The organism is Pseudomonas sp. FH4 (genome assembly GCF_000510915.2).
Lineage (GTDB): Bacteria > Pseudomonadota > Gammaproteobacteria > Pseudomonadales > Pseudomonadaceae > Aquipseudomonas > Aquipseudomonas brenneri.
Genome location: NZ_AOHN01000003.1, coordinates 15,674 through 35,069 on the forward strand (window position 1 = coordinate 15,674; position 19,396 = coordinate 35,069).

22 protein-coding genes and 1 riboswitch are annotated in these 19,396 nt (G+C 61.3%); of the genes, 17 read left to right on the forward strand and 5 right to left on the reverse strand.

Annotated elements, in window-relative coordinates; all coding sequences use genetic code 11:
• The first annotated feature begins 18 nt into the window (after nt 1-18).
• The 3 genes from hda to H097_RS02445 all read left to right on the forward strand — a co-directional run bounded on the left by hda (nt 19) and on the right by H097_RS02445 (nt 2,251).
• Nucleotides 19-723, forward strand: coding sequence for a DnaA regulatory inactivator Hda (gene hda, locus H097_RS02435; protein ID WP_032857040.1), 705 nt, complete (start codon nt 19-21; stop codon nt 721-723).
• A gap of 213 nt (nt 724-936) precedes the next feature.
• Complete coding sequence (locus tag H097_RS02440; RefSeq protein WP_032857042.1) at nt 937-1,566, forward strand: NlpC/P60 family protein; 630 nt, start codon at nt 937-939, stop codon at nt 1,564-1,566.
• 145 nt (nt 1,567-1,711) lie between these two features.
• Nucleotides 1,712-2,251, forward strand: coding sequence for a C40 family peptidase (locus H097_RS02445; RefSeq protein ID WP_032857043.1), 540 nt, complete (start codon nt 1,712-1,714; stop codon nt 2,249-2,251).
• A gap of 76 nt (nt 2,252-2,327) precedes the next feature.
• Here H097_RS02445 and H097_RS02450 read toward each other — a convergent pair whose 3' ends face one another.
• The gene (locus H097_RS02450) at nt 2,328-3,641 is read right to left on the reverse strand and encodes a sorbosone dehydrogenase family protein (RefSeq protein WP_032857044.1); all 1,314 of its coding nucleotides are present in this window, start codon (nt 3,639-3,641) and stop codon (nt 2,328-2,330) included.
• Between the two features lie 99 nt (nt 3,642-3,740).
• Nucleotides 3,741-3,989: riboswitch (cobalamin riboswitch) on the forward strand.
• A 79-nt stretch (nt 3,990-4,068) separates the two neighbouring features.
• On the opposite strand from H097_RS02450, the gene cobO reads away from it, so the two are divergent.
• The 13 genes from cobO (at nt 4,069) to H097_RS02515 (ending at nt 15,319) form a co-directional block, all read left to right on the forward strand.
• Nucleotides 4,069-4,680 (forward strand): cob(I)yrinic acid a,c-diamide adenosyltransferase, encoded by a 612-nt coding sequence (gene cobO / locus H097_RS02455; protein ID WP_032857045.1) that lies wholly within the window; start codon nt 4,069-4,071, stop codon nt 4,678-4,680.
• Complete coding sequence (locus H097_RS02460; RefSeq protein ID WP_032857047.1) at nt 4,677-6,041, forward strand: cobyrinate a,c-diamide synthase; 1,365 nt, start codon at nt 4,677-4,679, stop codon at nt 6,039-6,041. Before cobO ends, H097_RS02460 begins: the two co-directional genes overlap by 4 nt.
• Complete coding sequence (gene bluB, locus H097_RS02465; protein WP_032857049.1) at nt 6,038-6,688, forward strand: 5,6-dimethylbenzimidazole synthase; 651 nt, start codon at nt 6,038-6,040, stop codon at nt 6,686-6,688. The genes H097_RS02460 and bluB overlap by 4 nt, the downstream gene beginning before the upstream one ends.
• Nucleotides 6,685-7,593, forward strand: a complete 909-nt coding sequence (gene cbiB / locus H097_RS02470) for an adenosylcobinamide-phosphate synthase CbiB (RefSeq protein WP_032857051.1) — start codon at nt 6,685-6,687, stop codon at nt 7,591-7,593. The genes bluB and cbiB overlap by 4 nt, the downstream gene beginning before the upstream one ends.
• The gene (cobD, locus tag H097_RS02475; protein WP_032857052.1) at nt 7,586-8,575 is read left to right on the forward strand and encodes a threonine-phosphate decarboxylase CobD; all 990 of its coding nucleotides are present in this window, start codon (nt 7,586-7,588) and stop codon (nt 8,573-8,575) included. Before cbiB ends, cobD begins: the two co-directional genes overlap by 8 nt.
• On the forward strand, nt 8,572-10,023 hold the full coding sequence (locus H097_RS02480) for a cobyric acid synthase (protein ID WP_032857053.1): 1,452 nt from the start codon (nt 8,572-8,574) through the stop codon (nt 10,021-10,023). The genes cobD and H097_RS02480 overlap by 4 nt, the downstream gene beginning before the upstream one ends.
• A 10-nt stretch (nt 10,024-10,033) precedes the next feature.
• Nucleotides 10,034-10,555, forward strand: a complete 522-nt coding sequence (gene cobU / locus H097_RS02485; RefSeq protein WP_032857054.1) for a bifunctional adenosylcobinamide kinase/adenosylcobinamide-phosphate guanylyltransferase — start codon at nt 10,034-10,036, stop codon at nt 10,553-10,555.
• Nucleotides 10,552-11,607, forward strand: a complete 1,056-nt coding sequence (cobT, locus tag H097_RS02490) for a nicotinate-nucleotide--dimethylbenzimidazole phosphoribosyltransferase (RefSeq protein WP_032857055.1) — start codon at nt 10,552-10,554, stop codon at nt 11,605-11,607. The genes cobU and cobT overlap by 4 nt, the downstream gene beginning before the upstream one ends.
• Nucleotides 11,604-12,179 carry an alpha-ribazole phosphatase family protein gene (cobC, locus tag H097_RS02495; protein WP_032857056.1) on the forward strand — a complete coding sequence of 192 codons (576 nt, stop codon included), beginning with the start codon at nt 11,604-11,606 and terminating at the stop codon, nt 12,177-12,179. The genes cobT and cobC overlap by 4 nt, the downstream gene beginning before the upstream one ends.
• Nucleotides 12,180-12,908: an adenosylcobinamide-GDP ribazoletransferase gene (locus H097_RS02500; protein WP_032857057.1), complete on the forward strand. Its 729-nt coding sequence runs from the start codon at nt 12,180-12,182 to the stop codon at nt 12,906-12,908. It abuts the gene before it with no gap.
• A 42-nt stretch (nt 12,909-12,950) separates the two neighbouring features.
• Nucleotides 12,951-13,355, forward strand: a complete 405-nt coding sequence (locus H097_RS02505; RefSeq protein WP_032857058.1) for a MarR family winged helix-turn-helix transcriptional regulator — start codon at nt 12,951-12,953, stop codon at nt 13,353-13,355.
• 62 nt (nt 13,356-13,417) lie between these two features.
• Nucleotides 13,418-14,617 (forward strand): MFS transporter, encoded by a 1,200-nt coding sequence (locus H097_RS02510; protein ID WP_162237630.1) that lies wholly within the window; start codon nt 13,418-13,420, stop codon nt 14,615-14,617.
• Between the two features lie 150 nt (nt 14,618-14,767).
• Nucleotides 14,768-15,319 (forward strand): redoxin domain-containing protein, encoded by a 552-nt coding sequence (locus H097_RS02515; RefSeq protein ID WP_032857060.1) that lies wholly within the window; start codon nt 14,768-14,770, stop codon nt 15,317-15,319.
• A 65-nt stretch (nt 15,320-15,384) separates the two neighbouring features.
• On the opposite strand, the gene H097_RS02520 is transcribed toward H097_RS02515, so the two are convergent.
• The 4 genes from H097_RS02520 to H097_RS02535 all read right to left on the reverse strand — a co-directional run bounded on the left by H097_RS02520 (nt 15,385) and on the right by H097_RS02535 (nt 18,573).
• Nucleotides 15,385-16,659 carry an outer membrane protein transport protein gene (locus H097_RS02520; protein ID WP_032857061.1) on the reverse strand — a complete coding sequence of 425 codons (1,275 nt, stop codon included), beginning with the start codon at nt 16,657-16,659 and terminating at the stop codon, nt 15,385-15,387.
• Nucleotides 16,660-16,805: 146 nt separating this feature from the next.
• Nucleotides 16,806-17,288, reverse strand: a complete 483-nt coding sequence (locus H097_RS02525) for a hypothetical protein (RefSeq protein WP_032857062.1) — start codon at nt 17,286-17,288, stop codon at nt 16,806-16,808.
• 279 nt (nt 17,289-17,567) lie between these two features.
• Nucleotides 17,568-17,792: a hypothetical protein gene (locus H097_RS02530; protein ID WP_007898912.1), complete on the reverse strand. Its 225-nt coding sequence runs from the start codon at nt 17,790-17,792 to the stop codon at nt 17,568-17,570.
• A gap of 475 nt (nt 17,793-18,267) precedes the next feature.
• Nucleotides 18,268-18,573 (reverse strand): hypothetical protein, encoded by a 306-nt coding sequence (locus tag H097_RS02535; protein ID WP_032857063.1) that lies wholly within the window; start codon nt 18,571-18,573, stop codon nt 18,268-18,270.
• 455 nt (nt 18,574-19,028) lie between these two features.
• Between H097_RS02535 and H097_RS02540 the strand changes: the two genes are divergently transcribed.
• Nucleotides 19,029-19,352 carry a sel1 repeat family protein gene (locus H097_RS02540; protein ID WP_032857064.1) on the forward strand — a complete coding sequence of 108 codons (324 nt, stop codon included), beginning with the start codon at nt 19,029-19,031 and terminating at the stop codon, nt 19,350-19,352.
• Nucleotides 19,353-19,396: the final 44 nt, after the last annotated feature.

Sequence of the window (19,396 nt, forward strand, 5' to 3'; positions counted from 1 at the left end):
TGGAGCCGTTCAGTCAGCATGAAACCGATTCAGCTGCCCCTAGGTGTGCGTCTGCGTGACGACGCTACCTTCATCAATTACTACCCAGGCGCCAATGCCGCTGCACTCGGCTATGTCGAGCGGCTCTGCGAAGCCGACGCCGGGTGGACGGAAAGCCTGATCTACCTCTGGGGCAAGGACGGCGTGGGGCGTACCCACCTGTTGCAGGCTGCCTGCCTGCGCTTTGAGCAGATGGGCGAGCCGGCGGTCTACCTGCCATTGGCCGAACTGCTGGACCGTGGCATCGGTATCCTCGACAACCTTGAGCAATACGAACTGGTGTGCCTGGATGACCTGCAAGCGGTTGCCGGTCGGGCGGACTGGGAAGAGGCGCTGTTCCATCTGTTCAACCGCCTGCGCGACAGCGGCCGACGCCTGCTGATTGCTGCATCAACCTCGCCTCGGGAGTTGCCGGTCAAGCTGGCCGACCTCAAGTCGCGGCTGACCCTGGCGCTGATTTTCCAGATGCGCCCACTGTCCGACGAAGACAAATTGCGCGCCTTGCAATTGCGAGCATCGCGCCGTGGCTTGCACTTGACCGATGAAGTCGGGCATTTCATCCTCACCCGTGGTACCCGCAGCATGAGCGCGCTGTTCGACTTGCTCGAACAACTCGACCAGGCCTCCTTGCAGGCCCAGCGCAAGCTGACCATTCCCTTCCTCAAAGAAACCCTCGGCTGGTAGCCAGCCCTTTGAAATCGGGGCCTCTGGCAAATTACAGGCGCCAGAAAACCTGCGTTTTGGCCGGTTTTGCCACGCAAAAGGGTTTAAATGGGGTGTAAGGGCTTAGATGACATAGGTCAAACAAGAAGTCACATAGATCACGATTGAATTTGCAAATCGATGTCATAGAAGGCATAGTCTCGGCTTCTTTACACATCAGCCACGGTCGTGCCCATGCTAAATCGCTTCGCACCCCTCGTGCCTCTCGCACTCGTTACCCTGTTGTTTGGTTGCGCCACCCACCCTCAACAAGTGGCTGAGCAGCAAAAACCACAACAACAGCACCAAGCCAAATTCGTTGCAACACAGTCTTCTTCTGTTTATGAGGAAGAGGTGGCAACCGAAAAAGAACTGGCCGAACTCTCCGATAGCAAGCCTTATCAGCTGCCTTTGCTGGCTGATAGCATCCTCGAACGCGGCATGTCCCTGATCGGTACCCGTTACCGTTTCGGCGGTACCTCTGAAGCCGGTTTCGACTGCAGTGGCTTTATCGGTTACCTGTTTCGTGAAGAAGCTGGCATGAACCTGCCGCGTTCCACTCGCGAAATGATCAACGTGGATGCACCGTTGGTCGCACGGAACAACCTCAAGCCTGGCGATCTGCTTTTCTTCAGTACCAATGGCCGTGGTCGTGTCAGCCACGCCGGTATCTACCTGGGTGATGACCAGTTCATCCACTCCAGCAGCCGCCGCAGCGGTGGGGTACGGGTCGATAAATTGGGCGACAGCTACTGGAGCAAAACCTTCATCGAAGCCAAGCGCGCCCTGGCCATGGCCCCTACTAGCGTTACCGCTCGCAAGTAAAGTTAAAGTGATACTTGAAGTTTGACGCATAAGCGCTAGAATCCTGAGATATTGTTGCGAACCTGACCGCGCAAGCTTTGCTTGCGCGGTCTAGTTTTCAGCGTTCGGCAGCGAAAGCCGCATCCAGATCAGGATTGTTCTGCCCATGTCGACCTCGGCCCGCCTAATTCTTCTCGTTTGCGCCGCACTGCTCAGTGCCTGCGCAAGTCGTCCTCCACCCGCGCCTGTGGCCGTCAAGTCCAAGCCGGTGTTCAACTACACCACCCAGAACTTTTCGCCGGTTGCCGAAGACGTGCTGTTTCGCGCCCTGGGCCTGGTCGGCACGCCTTATCGCTGGGGCGGCAATACACCGGACTCAGGGTTTGATTGCAGTGGCCTGATTGGTTTTGTCTACCGCGATGCGGCGGGCATCTCGCTGCCGCGCACCACTCGCGAGCTGATCGTGATGCGTGCCCAGGACGTGCGTGAAGATGCGCTGCAAACCGGCGACCTGCTGTTCTTTGCCACGGGCGGCGGCTCGCAAGTCAGCCATGCCGGCATCTATGTGGGCGAAGGGCGTTTCGTCCATGCACCACAAACCGGCGGCACGGTGAAGCTTGATACCTTGTCCAAGGCCTATTGGCAGAATGCCTATTTGAGCGCCAAGCGCGTGCTGCCGGCCGAGCATCTGGCGCGTAATCCTTAAGACCTGCATCGATCAAAAAAATGTGGGAGCGAGCAAGCCCGCTCCCACATTGGTTTTGTGGTGTTGTCGGGGCCTGCTATTTAGCGGCCCACACCCGCCACACCTTATTCCCCACATCATCCGCCACTAGCAACCCACCTTGCGGGTCGATCACCACACCCACCGGCCGCCCCATGGCTTTCTCATCACTGTTGAGAAACCCAGTCAGCACATCCACCGGTTGCCCCTTCGGCTTGCCGCCTTCGAATGGCACAAAGATCACCTTGTAGCCACTGTGCGGTTTGCGATTCCACGAGCCATGCTGGCCGATGAACGCGCCGTTGCTGAACTGCGCGGGTAGCGTGTTGCCTTGTGCGAAGGTCAGGCCCAATGATGCGGTATGCGGCCCGACGGCATAGTCTGGCGCAATCGCCTTGGCCACCAGGTCCGGGTCCTGTGGTGTGACCCGCACATCGACATGCTGGCCGTAGTAGCTGAACGGCCAGCCATAGAAGCCGCCATCCTTGACCGAGGTGATGTAGTCCGGCACCAGGTCGCTGCCGATTTCATCGCGCTCGTTGACCGCCGTCCACAGCTTGCCGCTTTGCGGCTCCCAGGCCATGCCATTGGGGTTGCGCAGGCCGGAGGCGAAGATCCGCTGCTGGCCGCTGGCCCGGTCGACTTCCCAGATGGCGGCGCGTCCCTGTTCGGCCTCCAGGCCGTTTTCGCCGACGTTGCTGTTGGAGCCGACGCTCACATACAACTTGCTCCCGTCTTTGCTGGCGATGACATTTTTTGTCCAGTGGTGGTTGAGCGGGCCGCCCGGCAAGTCCACGACCTTGGTGCCTGGGGCCTTGATTGCGGTTTCTCCTGGTTGATAGGGAAAACGCAGTAGCTTGTCCGAATCGGCGACATACAAATCGTTGCCGACCAGAGTCATGCCAAACGGCGAGTTGAGGTTTTCCAGGAACACCGTGCGGGTTTCTGCCACGCCATCATGGTCGGCATCGCGCAGCAGGGTGATGCGGTTCGGGCTGGGCACACCCGCGCCAGCGCGGCCCATGACCTTCTCCATGACCCAGCCGCGAATACCCTTGCCATCCTCCGGCTTGGGCGGTGCATTGGTCTCGGCGACCAGTACATCGCCATTGGGCAATACATACAGCCAGCGCGGGTGATCCAGGTCTTCTGCAAAGGCTGCGACCTGGGTGCCGGCTGCGGCGGTTGGCTTGGCGCCTGCGGGCCAGCCAACCGCCGGGGCGATGTTGACGGTGGGGATCAGGGTTTTGTTCGGTTCCGGCAGTTTCGGTGAAGGCCCGGTGCCATCCGAGACCTGCAAGGTTGAGCTTTCCCCGCAGGCGGCGAGTACGCCTGCAACCATGATCAGTAGGGCGAGTCGGGTCTTGTGCATGTTTTTCTCCTCAATGCCTGTAGTCATAGAGGTACAGCGCGTGGCGATGGTTCAAGTGTGTGGCCGGCTTTAATTGACGCTGTACCCCCAACCCACTAACCTTCGCCGCTTGTTTCAGGTGCTCTGTGGCGTGCGCGTCGACCGAGTGAAACAGGGAAGCCGGTGAGTGCGCGCACTTTTCTACAGTGCGGCCACGATCCCGGCGCTGCCCCCGCAACGGTAAATGAGTCAAGACGCTGCTTTTGCCACTGTATCGCCTGCGATATGGGAAGGCGCATCGTCGGACTGCCCTGTTCAACAGGGCACCACTCATGAGCCCGGAGACCGGCCTGATTCATCCAACAGCATCACGGTGGGCGATGCTTGGCTTCATGTAGATTGTCTTTTCCTGCCCGCCGTTTTTGTCCAGCCCCAACGGAGAGCTGCCATGACTGATTCCCCTGATCGTGACGAACGCCACCTGGCGCGCATGCTGCGCAAAAAAGCGGTGATTGATGAGCGCATTGCCAATTCACCGAATGAATGCGGATTGCTGCTGGTATTGACCGGCAATGGCAAAGGCAAGAGCAGTTCGGCGTTTGGCATGCTGGCCCGTGCCATGGGGCACGGTATGCAATGCGGCGTGGTGCAGTTCATCAAGGGCCGTAACAGCACCGGTGAAGAGCTGTTCTTCCGGCGTTTCCCCGAGCAGGTACGTTTCCATGTGATGGGCGAGGGCTTTACCTGGGAAACCCAGGACCGCCAGCGCGATATCGCTGCCGCCGAAGCAGCCTGGAAAGTCTCCCGGGAAATGTTGCAGGATCCGTCCATTGGCCTGGTGGTGCTGGATGAGCTGAACATCGCACTCAAGCATGGTTATCTCGACCTGGACCAGGTCCTGGGCGACCTGCAAGCCCGCCCACCGATGCAGCATGTGCTGGTCACCGGTCGTGGCGCCAAGCCGGAACTGATTGAAATGGCCGACACCGTCACCGAAATGGGCATGCTCAAGCACGCGTTCCAGGCCGGGATCAAGGCACAGAAGGGCATCGAGCTTTGAATCAGCCGCGCCATTGCCCTGCCGTCCTGATCGCCGCGCCGGCGTCGGGCCAGGGCAAGACCACCGTCACCGCCGCCCTGGCCCGTTTGCACCGCAACCTGGGGCGTAAGGTCCGGGTATTCAAATGCGGCCCGGACTTTCTCGACCCGATGATTCATGAGCGCGCCAGCGGCGCGCCGGTCTATCAATTGGACATGTGGATGGTCGGCGAGCAGGAAAGTCGCCGCCTGCTGTGGGAAGCGGCGGGGGAGGCGGACCTGATCCTGATCGAGGGCGTGATGGGGTTGTTCGACGGCACGCCGTCCAGCGCCGACCTGGCCCGCCATTTTGGTGTGCCGGTGCTGGCGGTGATCGACGGCACCGCCATGGCCCAGACCTTTGGCGCCCTGGCGTTGGGGCTGGCGCGTTATCAGGTGGACTTGCCGTTCGCCGGGGTATTGGCCAACCGCGTCGGTACCGTGCGCCACGCGCAATTGCTTGAAGGCAGCCTGACCGAAGGCCTGCGCTGGTACGGTGCGTTGTCCCGAGAGACCGGTATCGAGCTGCCCAGCCGCCACCTGGGCCTGGTGCAGGCCAGCGAGTTGAATGATCTGGATCTGCGCCTGGATGCGGCCGCCGAGGCCCTGGCCAGCAGTTGCGAGGTAGCGCTGCCACCACCGGTGGCGTTCGCCGCCCCCGAGCTGATCGAGGCCGAACCTTTGCTGGATGGGGTGCGGATTGCCGTGGCCCGTGATGAAGCCTTCGCGTTCACCTATGGTGCCAGTCTCGACGTGCTGCGGGCGATGGGCGCTGAGTTGCGCTTCTTCTCGCCGATCCACGACCAGGCGTTACCCGACGCCGACAGCCTCTATCTGCCGGGTGGCTACCCGGAACTGCATCACCAGGCGTTGTCGCAAAACACCGCGATGTTGCAGGCGATCCGTGCCCATCACGCCGCCGGCAAGCCGTTGCTGGCCGAATGCGGCGGCATGCTCTATCTGCTCGACTCATTGACCGATGTCGAGGGGTGCCGCGCTGAACTGCTGGGGTTGCTCCAGGGCGATGCAGTCATGCAGAAACGCCTGGCGGCCCTGGCCCTGCAAACAGTCGAATTGCCGGAAGGCGTGCTGCGCGGCCACACCTATCATCATTCCCTGACCAGCACGCAATGGCAGCCGATTGCCCGTGGCCTGAGCCCCAATGGCGGGCGCGGTGCCGAGGCGGTGTATCGCCAGGGGCGGATGACGGCCTCCTATGTGCACTTTTATTTCCCGTCGAACCCGGCTGCGGTGGCTGCGCTTTTTGCGCCAGACCCTGAGGCCTCCATCGCAGGCGATTGCATTGCAACTGTAGGAGCGGGCTTGCCCGCGATAGGGCCATGACCGACAACGCCTTCCCCCAGGCTGAACGCCAGGCCATCTACCGCGCCATCGCCGAGCGCCGCGACATGCGCCACTTCAGCGGCGGCACGGTGGCCCCCGAACTGCTCCAGCGCCTGCTGCAGGCTGCGCACCAGGCCCCCAGTGTCGGCCTGATGCAGCCCTGGCGCTTTATCCGCATCAGCGACCGCACCCTGCGCGGCCAGATCCAGCAGTTGGTGGAAGCCGAGCGCATACGCACCGCGGCGGCCCTGGGCGAGCGCTCGGACGACTTCATGCAGCTCAAGGTCGAAGGCATCAACGACTGCGCCGAGGTGCTGGTCGCGGCGCTGATGGATGATCGCGAGCGGCATATCTTTGGCCGTCGCACCTTGCCGGAAATGGACCTGGCCTCGCTGTCCTGCGCGATCCAGAATCTGTGGCTGGCCTCCCGCGCCGAAGGCCTGGGCATGGGCTGGGTGTCGCTGTTCGAACCCCAGGAGCTGGCCGACCTGCTGGGCCTGCCGCCCGGCGCCAAGCCACTGGCCGTGCTGTGCCTGGGCCCGGTAGCGCAGTTCTACCCGGCACCGATGTTGCAACTCGAAGGCTGGACCGAACCGCGTCCGCTGAGTGACATGCTGTATGAGAATTATTGGGGAGTGAATCAATGAGTGTGGCCTTGCTGAGTGTCGCTGCAGTGGCGCTGGATGCGCTGCTGGGCGAACCCAGGCGCTGGCATCCGCTGGTGGCGTTCGGCAACTTTGCCGGGCGCATCGAGCAACGTTTCAACTCCGCTGGGCGTGGCTGGCGCAGCCATGGCGTGACCGCCTGGTTTATCACCGTGATACCGCTGACGTTGCTGGCCACGGCGTTGTCCTGGGCGCCTTACTTCGGTTGGGTAATCGAGATCCTCGCGTTGTACCTGGCCCTGGGCATGCGCAGCCTGGGTGAACACGTGTTGCCGGTGGCCCAGGCCCTGCGCAGTGGTGACCTGGACGAAGCGCGCACGCGCGTCAGTTACCTGGTCAGCCGCCAGACCAGCGAACTGGACAGTACTGAAGTGGCGCGCGCCGCCACTGAGTCGGTGCTGGAAAACGGCAGTGACGCGGTGTTCGCCGCGCTGTTCTGGTTTGTCGTGGCCGGGGTGCCCGGCGTGGTGCTGTACCGTCTGAGCAATACCCTGGATGCCATGTGGGGCTATCGCAACGAACGCTTTGAACGCTTCGGCTGGGCGGCGGCGAAGATTGACGACGTGCTTAATTACATTCCTGCGCGCCTGGTCGCCCTGACCTACGCGCTGCTGGGCAAGACACGCCTGGCACTCAAATGCTGGCGCCGCCAGGGCCCGACCTGGGATAGCCCGAATGCCGGCCCGGTGATGGCTGCGGGCGCTGGCGCGCTGGGTGTCGAGTTGGGCGGGGCGGCGATTTATCACGGTGAGTTGCACCAGCGTCCACCCCTTGGCGAAGGGCCGCCGGCCGATGCCGACTCCATCGAGCGTGGTTGGCAATTGGTGCAGCGCGGTGTGTGGTTGTGGGTGTTGATCCTGTGTGCAGGGGCGCAATTCTATGCTTGAACACGGTGGGCGGCTGCGCAAAGCCGCGATGCAGTACGGCATCGCTCAGGAAGACTGGTTGGACCTGTCCAGTGGCCTCGCGCCCTGGCCCTGGCCAATCCCGCCTATCTCACTGCGGGCCTGGGCACGTTTGCCAGAAACCGATGACGGCCTGGAACAGGCGGCCTGCGATTACTACGGTGCAGCCCAGGTGTTGCCGGTGCCGGGCTCCCAGGCGGCCATCCAGTTGCTGCCGCGCTTGCGTCGGGCGGGCAAGGTCGGCGTGTTGTCGCCGTGCTATGCCGAGCATGCCGAAGCCTGGCGTCGCGCCGGTTACATCGTGCGCGAAGTGCTGGAGCAGGAAGTGGATTTCTTCCTTGACAGCCTCGACGTGTTGGTGGTGGTCAACCCCAACAACCCTACGGGCTTGAGTATTGCGCCCCAGCGCCTGTTGGACTGGCATGCACGGCTGGCCCAGCGCGGTGGCTGGCTGGTGGTGGATGAAGCCTTTATGGACAACACCCCGCAGTTGAGCCTGGCGAACCAGGCCCATCAGGTGGGGTTGATTGTGTTGCGCTCGTTCGGCAAGTTTTTCGGCCTGGCGGGGGTGCGCCTGGGCTTTGTGTTGGCCGAGCGCAAGCTGCTCAAGCTGTTGGCCGAACAGGTCGGGCCATGGGCGGTGAGCGGGCCGACCCGGGAGTTGGGCCAGGTTTGCCTGCGCGACAGCGCCGGCCACACCCACCAGCGCCAGCGCTGCGAAGAAGCCAGCCAGCGGCTGTTCAGCCTGCTGGAACAGTATGGCCTGCGCCCCCAGGGCGGCTGCGCGCTGTTCCAGTGGCTGATCGCCGATCGCGCCGAGCAGTTGCATGAGTTCATGGCCCAGCGCGGCATCCTGCTGCGCCTGTTTGTCCACGACAGCAGCCTGCGTTTTGGCCTGCCCGGGACTGACGCCGATTGGCAGCGCCTTGAACAAGCCCTGGCTGCCTGGAAGCAAGCCTCATGAGTACGTTGATGGTGCAAGGCACCACCTCCGATGCGGGCAAAAGCACCCTGGTGACCGCGCTGTGCCGTTGGGTGGTGCGCCAGGGCGTGCCCGTGGTGCCCTTCAAGCCGCAGAACATGGCGCTCAACAGCGCAGTCACGGCAGAAGGTGGCGAGATTGGCCGCGCCCAGGCCGTGCAGGCCCAGGCCGCCAACCTGGCGCCGCACACGGATATGAACCCGGTGCTGCTCAAGCCCAACAGTGACACCGGTTCACAAGTCATCATCCATGGCCGTGCCGTGACCAGCATGAATGCCGTGGCCTATCACGACTACAAAGCCATCGCCATGCAAGCGGTACTCGCTTCCCATGCACGTTTGAGCGCCGCTTACCCGGTGGTGATGGTCGAAGGCGCGGGCTCGCCGGCCGAGATCAATCTGCGGGCCAATGACATTGCCAACATGGGCTTCGCCGAAGCGGTGGATTGCCCGGTGCTGCTGATTGCCGATATCAATCGCGGCGGGGTGTTCGCTCATCTGGTGGGCACGTTGGAGTTGCTGTCGCCGTCGGAGCAGGCGCGGGTCAAGGGCTTTGTGATCAACCGCTTTCGCGGCGATATCGCGCTGTTGCAACCCGGTCTCGACTGGCTTGAGGCGCGCACCGGCAAACCGGTAATCGGCGTGTTGCCCTACGTGATGGACCTGCACCTGGAGGCCGAGGACGGCATCGACCAGCGCCAGACTGACAAGGCGGCGCAGGTGCTCAAGGTGGTGGTGCCGGTGTTGCCGCGCATCAGCAATCACACCGACTTCGACCCGCTGCGCCTGCATCCCCAGGTGGACTTGCAATTTGTCGGGCCGGGGCAGGCGATTCCTGCCGCAGACCTGATTATCCTGCCCGGCTCGAAAAGCGTGCGCAGCGACTTGGCCTACCTGCGCGCCAACGGCTGGGACAGCGCGATTGCCCGGCACCTGCGCTATAGCGGCAAGGTCCTGGGCATTTGCGGTGGCCTGCAAATGCTCGGCGAGCAGGTTCATGACCCGTTGGGCCTGGAAGGGCCCGAGGGCTCCAGTGATGGCCTGGGCCTGCTGGCCTTCAGCACCACCCTGGAAGCCGAAAAGCAATTGCGCAATGTGCGCGGCCGACTGGCGCTGGAAGAGGCGCCGGTCAGTGGTTATGAGATCCATGCGGGCGTGACCCGTGGCACGGCCCTGGAGCGTCCGGCGGTGCTATTGGATGACGGTCGCAGTGACGGCGCGCAGAGTGACGACGGACAAATCCTCGGCACGTATCTGCACGGTCTGTTCGAAACCCCAGCGGCGTGCAGTGCATTGTTGCGCTGGGCCGGTTTGCAGGATGTGCAGGAAGTCGATTACCACGGCTTGCGCGAGCGCGATATCGAGCGTCTGGCGGACCTGGTGGAGCAGCATCTGGATACCCGGTTATTGCGCCAGTTATGTGGGATTTGAGGGATTGACCATGTTGCAATTGATCCTCGGCGGTGCCCGTTCCGGCAAGAGTCGCCTGGCTGAAAAGCTCGCCAGCGACAGCGCCCTGCCTGTCACCTACATCGCCACCAGCCAACCCCTGGATGGTGAAATGAACCAGCGGGTCGCCCTGCACCGGGAGCGTCGCCCGAGCCATTGGGGGCTGGTCGAAGAACCGCTTGAGCTGGCCCGGGTCCTGCGCGAACACGCCGCCCCTGGCCAGTGCCTGCTGGTCGATTGCCTGACCCTGTGGCTCACCAACCTGCTGATGCTGGACGATCCGCAGCGCCTGGGCATGGAGCGCGAACAACTGCTGGACTGCCTGGCGTCGCTGCCGGGTGAAATCATTTTTGTCAGCAACGAGACCGGTCTGGGTGTCGTGCCGCTGGGCGAATTGACTCGCCGTTATGTGGATGAAGCCGGTTGGCTGCATCAAGCCTTGGCCGAACGGTGTCAGCGTGTGGTGCTGACCGTTGCGGGCCTGCCCCTGACTTTGAAAGGTACTGCGTTATGAGCCAATCCTGGTGGCTGGAACCCTGCAAGGCGCTGGATGCCGTGGCCCATGAACAAGCCTTGGCCCGCCAGCAGCAACTGACCAAACCCGCCGGTTCCCTGGGGCAACTGGAGGCGCTGGCGGTGCAACTGGCCGGCTTGCAGGGCCAGGTCAAACCGACGGTCGAGCAGGTGTGGATCGCCATCTTTGCCGGTGATCACGGTGTGGTCGCAGAGGGTGTCTCGGCCTATCCCCAGGAAGTCACCGGGCAGATGTTGCACAACTTCGTCAGCGGCGGCGCGGCGATCAGTGTGTTGGCGCGCCAACTGGATGCACGTCTGGAAGTGGTGGATCTGGGCACTGTCACACCGTCGCTGGACCTGCCGGGCGTGCGTCACCTGAATATCGCCCCAGGCACGGCCAACTTCGTGCTGGGCGCGGCCATGACCGAGGCGCAGGGCCGTCTGGCCCTGGCGGCGGGGCGTGACAGCGTGCAGCGGGCGATCAGTGCTGGCGCGCAACTGTTTATTGGCGGCGAGATGGGCATCGGCAACACCACCGCCGCCAGCGCTTTGGCCTGTGCATTGCTCGATTGCCCGGTCAGCGACCTGACCGGCCCGGGCACCGGCCTGAATGCCCAGGGCGTGAGCCATAAAGTAGCGGTGATCGAGCGCGCATTGGCCTTGCATGCCGGGCAGCGCGGTGACCCGTTGCAGACCCTGTTCAATCTTGGTGGCCTGGAGATCGCCAGCCTGGTGGGGGCTTATCTGGCCTGCGCCCAGGCGGGTGTGGTGGTGCTGGTCGATGGGTTTATCTGCACTGTCGCGGCCCTGGTCGCTACACGCCTGAATCCATCTTGCCGGCCATGGCTGTTGTTCGGCCACCGCGGGGCTGAGCCGGGCCATCGCCACGTGCTGCAAAGCCTTGGCGCCGAGCCGCTGTTGGAACTGGGCCTGCGTCTGGGCGAGGGCAGTGGTGCGGCGTTGGCGGTACCGCTGTTGCGCCTGGCCTGTGCGTTGCACGGGCAGATGGCGACGTTTGCTGAGGCGGCTGTGGCGGATCGCCCGGCATGACCTTGCACCTGGACCTGCTGCGCCATGGCGAAACCGAACTGGGCGGCGGCTTGCGCGGCAGCCTGGATGATGCCCTGACGGATAACGGCTGGGAGCAGATGCGCCAGGCTGTGCTGGCGCAAGGGCCGTGGGATCGCCTGGTCAGCTCGCCGCTGCAACGCTGCGCGCGCTTCGCTGAAGCGTTGGGCGCACGGCTGGATTTGCCGGTGAGCCTGGAGCCGGATCTGCAGGAGCTGCATTTCGGTGCCTGGGAAGGGCAGAGCGCGGCGAAGTTGATGGAAACCGACGCCGAGGCGCTGGGGCTGTTCTGGGCTGACCCGTATAGCTTTACGCCGCCAGATGGCGAGCCTGTCGAAGCGTTTTCCCTGCGCGTGCGCGGCGCTGTCCTACGCCTGCACCAGCGGTATGCCGGGCAACGGGTGCTGTTGATCAGCCATGGTGGTGTCATGCGTTTATTGTTGGCCCAGGCCCGTGGCTTGCCCCGTGAGCAGTTGTTGAATGTCGAGGTGGGGCACGGTGGCCTGTTCAGCCTGCGGGTCGAGGCTGATGGCGTATTGAGCGAGGGCGCCTGAATGCTGCCATTCTGGATCGCCTTGCAGTTCCTCAGCAGCCTGCCGATTCGCCTGCCGGGCATGCCGCAACCCCAGGAGTTGGGGCGCTCGCTGCTGTTTTATCCGCTGGTAGGGTTGCTGTTCGGGCTACTGCTGTGGGGCTTGAACAGCGTACTGATGGGCGCGCCGTTGCTGTTGCACGCGGCGCTGCTGCTGACGGCGTGGGTGCTGCTCAGTGGCGGCCTGCACCTGGATGGCCTGGCGGACAGCGCCGACGCCTGGCTGGGTGGCTTTGGCGACCGTGAGCGCACCCTGACCATCATGAAGGACCCGCGCAGCGGCCCGATTGCCGTGGTCACCCTTGGCTTGGTGCTGCTGCTCAAGTTCACGGCCCTGGTAGCCTTGATCGAGCAGCACAACGGCGCGGCATTGATTCTTGCGCCCTTGATCGGCCGTGGTTCGCTGCTGGCGTTGTTCCTCACGACTCGCTATGTGCGCGCCGGGGGGCTGGGCCAGTCGTTGGCCGACCATTTGCCGCGGATTGTCGGGCAACAAGTACTGATCCTTACCGGTCTGGCCTGTGTGTTGATCGGTGGTTTCAGCGGTGGGATCGCCGTACTGCTCGCAGCCATCTGCTTTATGGGGCTGCGCCAGGTGATGATCAATCGGCTGGGCGGCACCACCGGCGACACGGCCGGCGCGTTGCTGGAGCTGCTCGAAGTGGCGGTGTTGATCGGCCTGGCCCTGTAACACTTTCTTGCATTTCCTTAATCGCGGGTATATACACGTTCTATGCTTGCCTCCCAATGTTTATGCACCAACCTGCGTCGTGCCGCCCGTGGCGTCAGCAGGCACTATGACGGCGCCCTCGATGGCTTCGGGATCAACGTCGCCCAGTATTCCTTGTTGTGTAACCTGCAACGCCTGGATCAGCCGAGCATTTCCAGCCTGGCCGATGCCATGGGCCTGGATCGCAGCACCCTGGGGCGTAACTTGCGGGTGCTGGAGGGTGAAGGCCTGGTGCGGTTGGTCGAAGGTAATGATCTGCGCAATCGCCTGGTGGTGTTGACCAACATGGGTAAGGAGCGCCTGGCAGCGGCGTTGCCGGCCTGGGAAGCGGCGCAGCAGAAGTTGATCGATAAATTGGGGGCGCAAAAACGCGAAACCCTGTTGGCCTTGCTGGACGAACTCGCTTAAACGCGAGCTGGTTCGACTATAAGCGGGTATATACCCGTAAGCGGAGAATAATAATGACCTCGATGTGGCGTACCAGTGGCTGGATTCTTGTCGGGAGTGCGCTGATCCTGGCCCTTTCCCTGGGTGTGCGGCATGGCTTTGGCCTGTTCCTGTCGCCCATGAGCAGCGAGTTCGGTTGGGGTCGTGAAACCTTTGCCTTTGCCATCGCCTTGCAAAACCTGATCTGGGGCCTGGCACAGCCGTTTACCGGGGCCCTGGCCGATCGGTTTGGCGCGGCAAGAGTAGTGATGATCGGTGGCGTGCTGTATGCCTTGGGCCTGGTGTTCATGGGCCTGTCCGATTCGGCGTGGTCGCTGTCCCTGAGTGCGGGCTTGCTGATTGGTATCGGCCTGTCCGGCACCTCGTTCTCGGTGATCCTTGGCGTGGTCGGGCGTGCCGTGGCCCCGGAAAAACGCAGCATGGCCATGGGCATTGCCAGTGCCGCCGGCTCTTTCGGCCAGTTCGCCATGTTGCCAGGCACCCTGGGCCTGATTGGCTGGCTGGGCTGGTCCGCCGCCTTGCTGGTGCTGGGCCTGCTGGTGGCGTTGATCGTGCCGTTGGTGACGATGATCAAGGACCGCCCGCTGCCAGTGATGGCCGGCCAGCAAACCTTGCGCGAGGCCCTGCATGAAGCCTGTTCCCATTCCGGTTTCTGGTTGCTGGCCTTCGGCTTTTTTGTCTGCGGATTCCAGGTGGTCTTTATCGGCGTGCACCTGCCGGCGTACCTGGTGGACCAGCATCTGCCGGCGACCGTTGGCACCACGGTGCTGGCCCTGATCGGCCTGTTCAACATCTTCGGTACCTACACCGCAGGCTGGCTCGGCGGGCGGATGTCCAAGCCGCGTCTGCTCACCGCACTGTACTTGCTGCGGGCGGTGGTGATTGTGTTGTTTCTGTGGGCGCCAGTGACGCAGACCAGTGCCTACCTGTTTGGCATGGCCATGGGCTTTTTGTGGTTGTCGACGGTACCGCTGACCAACGGTACGGTGGCAACCTTGTTTGGCGTGAGAAACCTGTCGATGCTGGGTGGGATTGTGTTCCTGTTCCATCAGTTGGGTTCGTTCCTCGGCGGTTGGCTGGGGGGCGTGGTCTATGATCGAACGGGCAACTACGATTTGATCTGGCAGGTGGCGATCGTCTTGAGCCTGGTCGCGGCCGCCCTGAACTGGCCAGTGCGTGAGCGGCCTGTGGCAAGGTTGCAGGCGCAGATGGGGGTAGCATGAATTCGACGTGGGGCTGGATTGGCGCAGCGGGGCTGCTGACGCTGTTGCTGCTGGCCTGGTGGGGTTGGCAGCGCAGCGGGCTGGCGTTGATGCAACTGGGCATGGCGATCTGTTAAGTTGCTTGTCTGACTTTGTCCAAGGACACCCAACATGTTGATGCGCTGGCTTGCAGTACCTGCCCTGATGGTGGCTTTTGGCGGTGTGGCCATGGCCGCCGATTGCCCGTCGTTGCTCGAAGGCCAATTGCCGAAGTTGCGCGCCAAGGAATCCATCGACCTGTGCCAGCGCTTTGCCGGCAAGCCTCTGGTGATCGTCAACACCGCCAGCTTTTGTGGGTTCGCCCCACAGTTCAAAGGCCTGGAGGCGCTGTATCAGCGCTACAAAGGCGACGGCCTGGAAGTGATTGGCGTGCCTTCCGATGACTTCAAGCAGGAAGCCAAGACGGGCGAAGAGACGGCCAAGGTCTGTTATGTGAACTACGGCGTGACCTTCACCATGACCGAGCCACAGAAAGTCAGGGGCGCGGATGCCGTGCACCTGTTCAAGGTGCTGGCCGAGCAGAGCAGCGCGCCGAAATGGAATTTCTACAAGTACGTGGTAGATCGCCAGGGCAAGGTGATTGCCAGCTTCTCCAGTATGACCAAACCCGACAGCCCGGAACTGATCGAGGCTGTGGAGCAGGCGCTGGCTTCCAAGCCCTGACTATCAGCCACTAAAAAGCCCCGCCTCCTTTGCAGGAGAGCGGGGCTTTTTCATGCAGCGTTGAATCAGAACTTGTACGTCATGCCCAGGCCGAAACCGTTGGCGCTGTTTTTGTACTTGGCGTTGTAGCTAGCCAGAGCGTTGGAGCGGTTGACGCTGACTTCTTCTTCCTTGAGGTAGGAGTAGGCCAGGTCGATGGTCATGTTATCCATCACCGCGTAGCCCAGGCCAACACTGAAGATGGTCCGGTCGCCGGTAGGGATACGTGGCGAACGATCAGTGTTGTTGGTTGGCGACTGGTCGAAGGTCAGGCCGGTGCGCAATACAACCTGCTTGGTCAACTGGTACGAGGTGCCCACGGCATAAGCCCAGGTGTCGTGCCAGTTCTGGTCTTCCTTGATGGTGCCCACAAGACCTGGGGCGAGGCCGCCACCGGCTGTGCTCACGCCTTTGTTGTTGACGGTGATGTCCTTCAGACGGCTCCAGCGCGTCCAGGTTGCACCGGCATACAGCTTCCAGGCATCGTTCATGTCCTGGGTAACCGACAGATCCCAGGATTCAGGCGTGTCGATTTTCAGCGAAGCGTCATAACGACCGGTCGCCAGGGCGCCGGAGGTCGCAGCAGGCGCGTTGACTTCGGTGTGGCCTTCAAGCTTGTACTTGACCTTCGAGTGGTACGTCAGGCCAACACGGGTGGTGTCGGTCGCCTGGACCAATACGCCTGCGTTGAAACCAATGGCAGTATCGTCACCCTTGATCTTGATCCTGGTATCTGGAACGGCCGGGTTAAGGGTCAGCTCAGATTCCAGGGTGCCGGCAATGCGGTTGAAAGTTGGGCCAAAACCGACGGAAACCCGATCGTTGAAGGCGTAGCTGACAGTCGGCTGGAAAGTGATGACTTGAACTTCACTCTTGCTGCCGAAGCCACGGCCCTGATATTTGCTTTCGTAGTCGGTAATCAGGCCGAACGGTGCATACACACCAAAGCCGACAGCCCACTGGTCATTGAGTTTATTGGTGTAGAAACCGAACGGTACCGCCGTGAAGGGGACCATGTCGCCTTTGTTGGTGCCGCGGGAACGACCGCTGACATCTTTGATATCGGTAGATGCGTCAATCACCGCAACACCGCCAGTGACTTGCTGGCCTTGCAGGCGAGCCATACCGGCAGGGTTGCCATAAACAGTACTTGCATCATCGGCAGAAGAAGAACGACCCGCAAAACCGGTACCCATCCCGCTGACACTTTGTTCGTTGAGGGCAAAGCCGCTTGCGAACAGTTGGGATGAGGCCATGGCAACGGCGAGGCTAAGTGTGGTCTTGAGCATTACTTTTTTCATTATTAGAACTCCTAGGTGATCACCGCTGCGGAAAGTAACAATAAAATTCACTTAGCGCTATAGGCTGTAATGTAGGAGATAGAGCGGTTTTGTAGGACAATCCGACCAAAATTACCGAATTTTGCCGAATCTTGCAAAGTGCCCGATCAGCAGGCGACCTGATTCACGGGTGATACACAGGTTTGCCAGGCATGGGTGTAATCGCGCAGGCGGCCCTGAGGATGAAATATTTCTTTCCAGATACGGGCCATGGCCAGCACATCGTCGGATCGAGGCAGTTCGGGGCGGTGTTGTTCCACCAGCAACCAGGCGATAGCGGTGGCGTAACGCAGGTTGACGGTCAGCTCCAACTGCGGCCCGCTGAGGAAGGCATGCTGGCTGGCGAGGCCGCGCACCAGGCTGGCACGTTCCGGGTCGAGGGCCAGGTAGTCATCCCACAGGGCTCTGTGGCGGGTTTCGGTAATGCGATACAAACCGTGGCCGCGTCGGTCGTGCAAGGCTGAGCCCAGTTCCGATTGGCTGGCGGCGACCCCCAGCAGCAGGGTTTCTGCGGTCTGGCTGTGGCGACCCAGGTAAATCAGCGTGGGGCGGATCACATAGCGACACAATTCGCTGGCGGCAATGCCCATAAAACCCTCGAAACCCTATAAATGGTCGACGAGGCCTGAGAAGGGGGGGCTTGGCAGCGGTGGATCGGATCTCAGGCTCGCCGGAGGCGGAACATGCCGCCTGAGTTGAAGTGTAGTGTCAGATTCGCGACGTAAAGGACTGTTTTTAAAATATTTCTGGCTGGTGGTTATAAGCGTTATATCTGTTTGGCCTAAAGGACCTCGGCAAAAACCGCGAATCGCAGGCAATAAAAAACCCTGCCTTGTGGGCAGGGTTTTCGATGTTCAGCGTCGGGTCAATCAGGCAACCAGGGCCTGACGGGTACGCTCGATCACGGCCTGCAGCGGCTCTGCGCTGGAGTATTGATCGGGGTACAGGCGTTCGCTGTGACGAGCGATGCCGTGTTCGTTGACCAGGGTGAAGCTGAAGCAGCCTTTGCGAGCGGCCATGATCAGGCAGTTCATTGGGGCAAAAGCATTGGTGAGGGTGCGAATGGCATCCTGAGTATGGATTTGAGTGGACATATTATGGGTGTTCCTACAAATGACACGGATAAGAACCGTGCAACGTTAAAACGTTCCAGTGACGCTGATCACCATTGATCATGCGAAGAACCCGACTGGAACAAAGCAGCCAGTTTGAAGCGCTAAATAGTTTGGCGCGCTTGGGCTGGCAGGTAGGTACTTAGGAGGGCAGGCAACACAACAGGGGCAAAGGTTCTGGGCCCAGGGTGAAGATCCTGATCAATTTGCAGGTTGGTTCGGTCAGAGTATGGAGACTTCGCGACACCCTTTGCATTGTTCAAAGGCAGTGTCGTCGCAAGTGATACCTGGAAACCATCGAGGTGGTCGATCCCATCAAGATTGACAGAACTTCTCTTTAGGGAAGCTACGTCGCGGGGATTTGTTCGACCAGAATTGACTTTCAGCTTGGTACTAACGCCGCAGATAGTAATGGCTTGAAACGGGTAAAGCAAGTGTGTTAGCAAAAATACTTCAATCAGCCGCCCATCAGAGCGCGATAAACCAGCACTGTTGCCGCCGCCGCCAACGAACAGCCCAGCGCGTAGGCCGCCAGGGTCAGGCGTAGGGATTGGCCGGTTTCTATGACTCTCATTACATCCTGCATGGCATTGATCCGCCCATCCCCCAACTCGATGCACAGGCTGATTGCCGTGAAGGCCGCCGACAACAGGATTGCGATGGCAAACAGCGCGCCGTCAGGGGAGGGCAGTGCGGCATTGATCCCCAGGGACATCACACAAACGGCGAGTAGCAGTAATGCGAACACCAGGATCCCTTTCATGAAGCGGCGCCTCCTTGCTGTAGGGCCAACAGTGTGGCTAGACCAGGGTCGTTTGAAAAGTGGCGTTTAGATGTCACCCGTAACGTTTTACCGTGCTGTTGGGCCACAAAACGGTGGGGATATAACCGCCAGGCAGGTAGTTGTGCACATTGGTTGCGCAGTGTGTCACCGGGATGGCAGCGTGCAGGATTGGCTTACGAATGCCTGCGTCTAAAATTTAAGTCAATGAAAAACCTGGCTTTTTTTTATTGGTGAAAAAATCGTCAGTTTAAGCGCGGCCCCCGTTCCATGGGGCTTTGCGCGAGTTAAAGCACGGTTGTCCACTGAGTTATCCACAGCTTCTGTGGATTGTCCCAAGCGCTTGCTCTAGAACGGGCGTGCAGGGTTTTTTCAGCTTTACGCGTACGAAAAAAGGAGTAGAGTGGCGCGCCTTCCGTTCTGCCCTACAGTGCTTTATGAAGTTTCGCTCCGTATCACCTTCTGTTACCGACAACCCTCCGAGTGTTACCGCACCCAAGCGTTTCTCCTTGAAGGTTGCCCTGTGGCTGCTGGATAGCCCGCGCATTGGCGACAACCCCAATATCAAGCATTTTGCCGGGCGTCTGCTCAAGCAACCGGCGCGTGAAGGGGTGGTTGTGGCACAGAGCCGCCTGGGCCTGTTGATGTGTCGCGAGTGCGGCAATGCCAGGGATCGTCGCATCGGCCACGACCTCCTGCGCCAGGCCGCCCGTGCCGGCGACCTGGGCGCCCAGCGTGAACTGGGTCAGATCAAAGACTGAGCTGTCCACGAAGCGCCTGCTTGGTTAACCTTCCTCTTTTACCG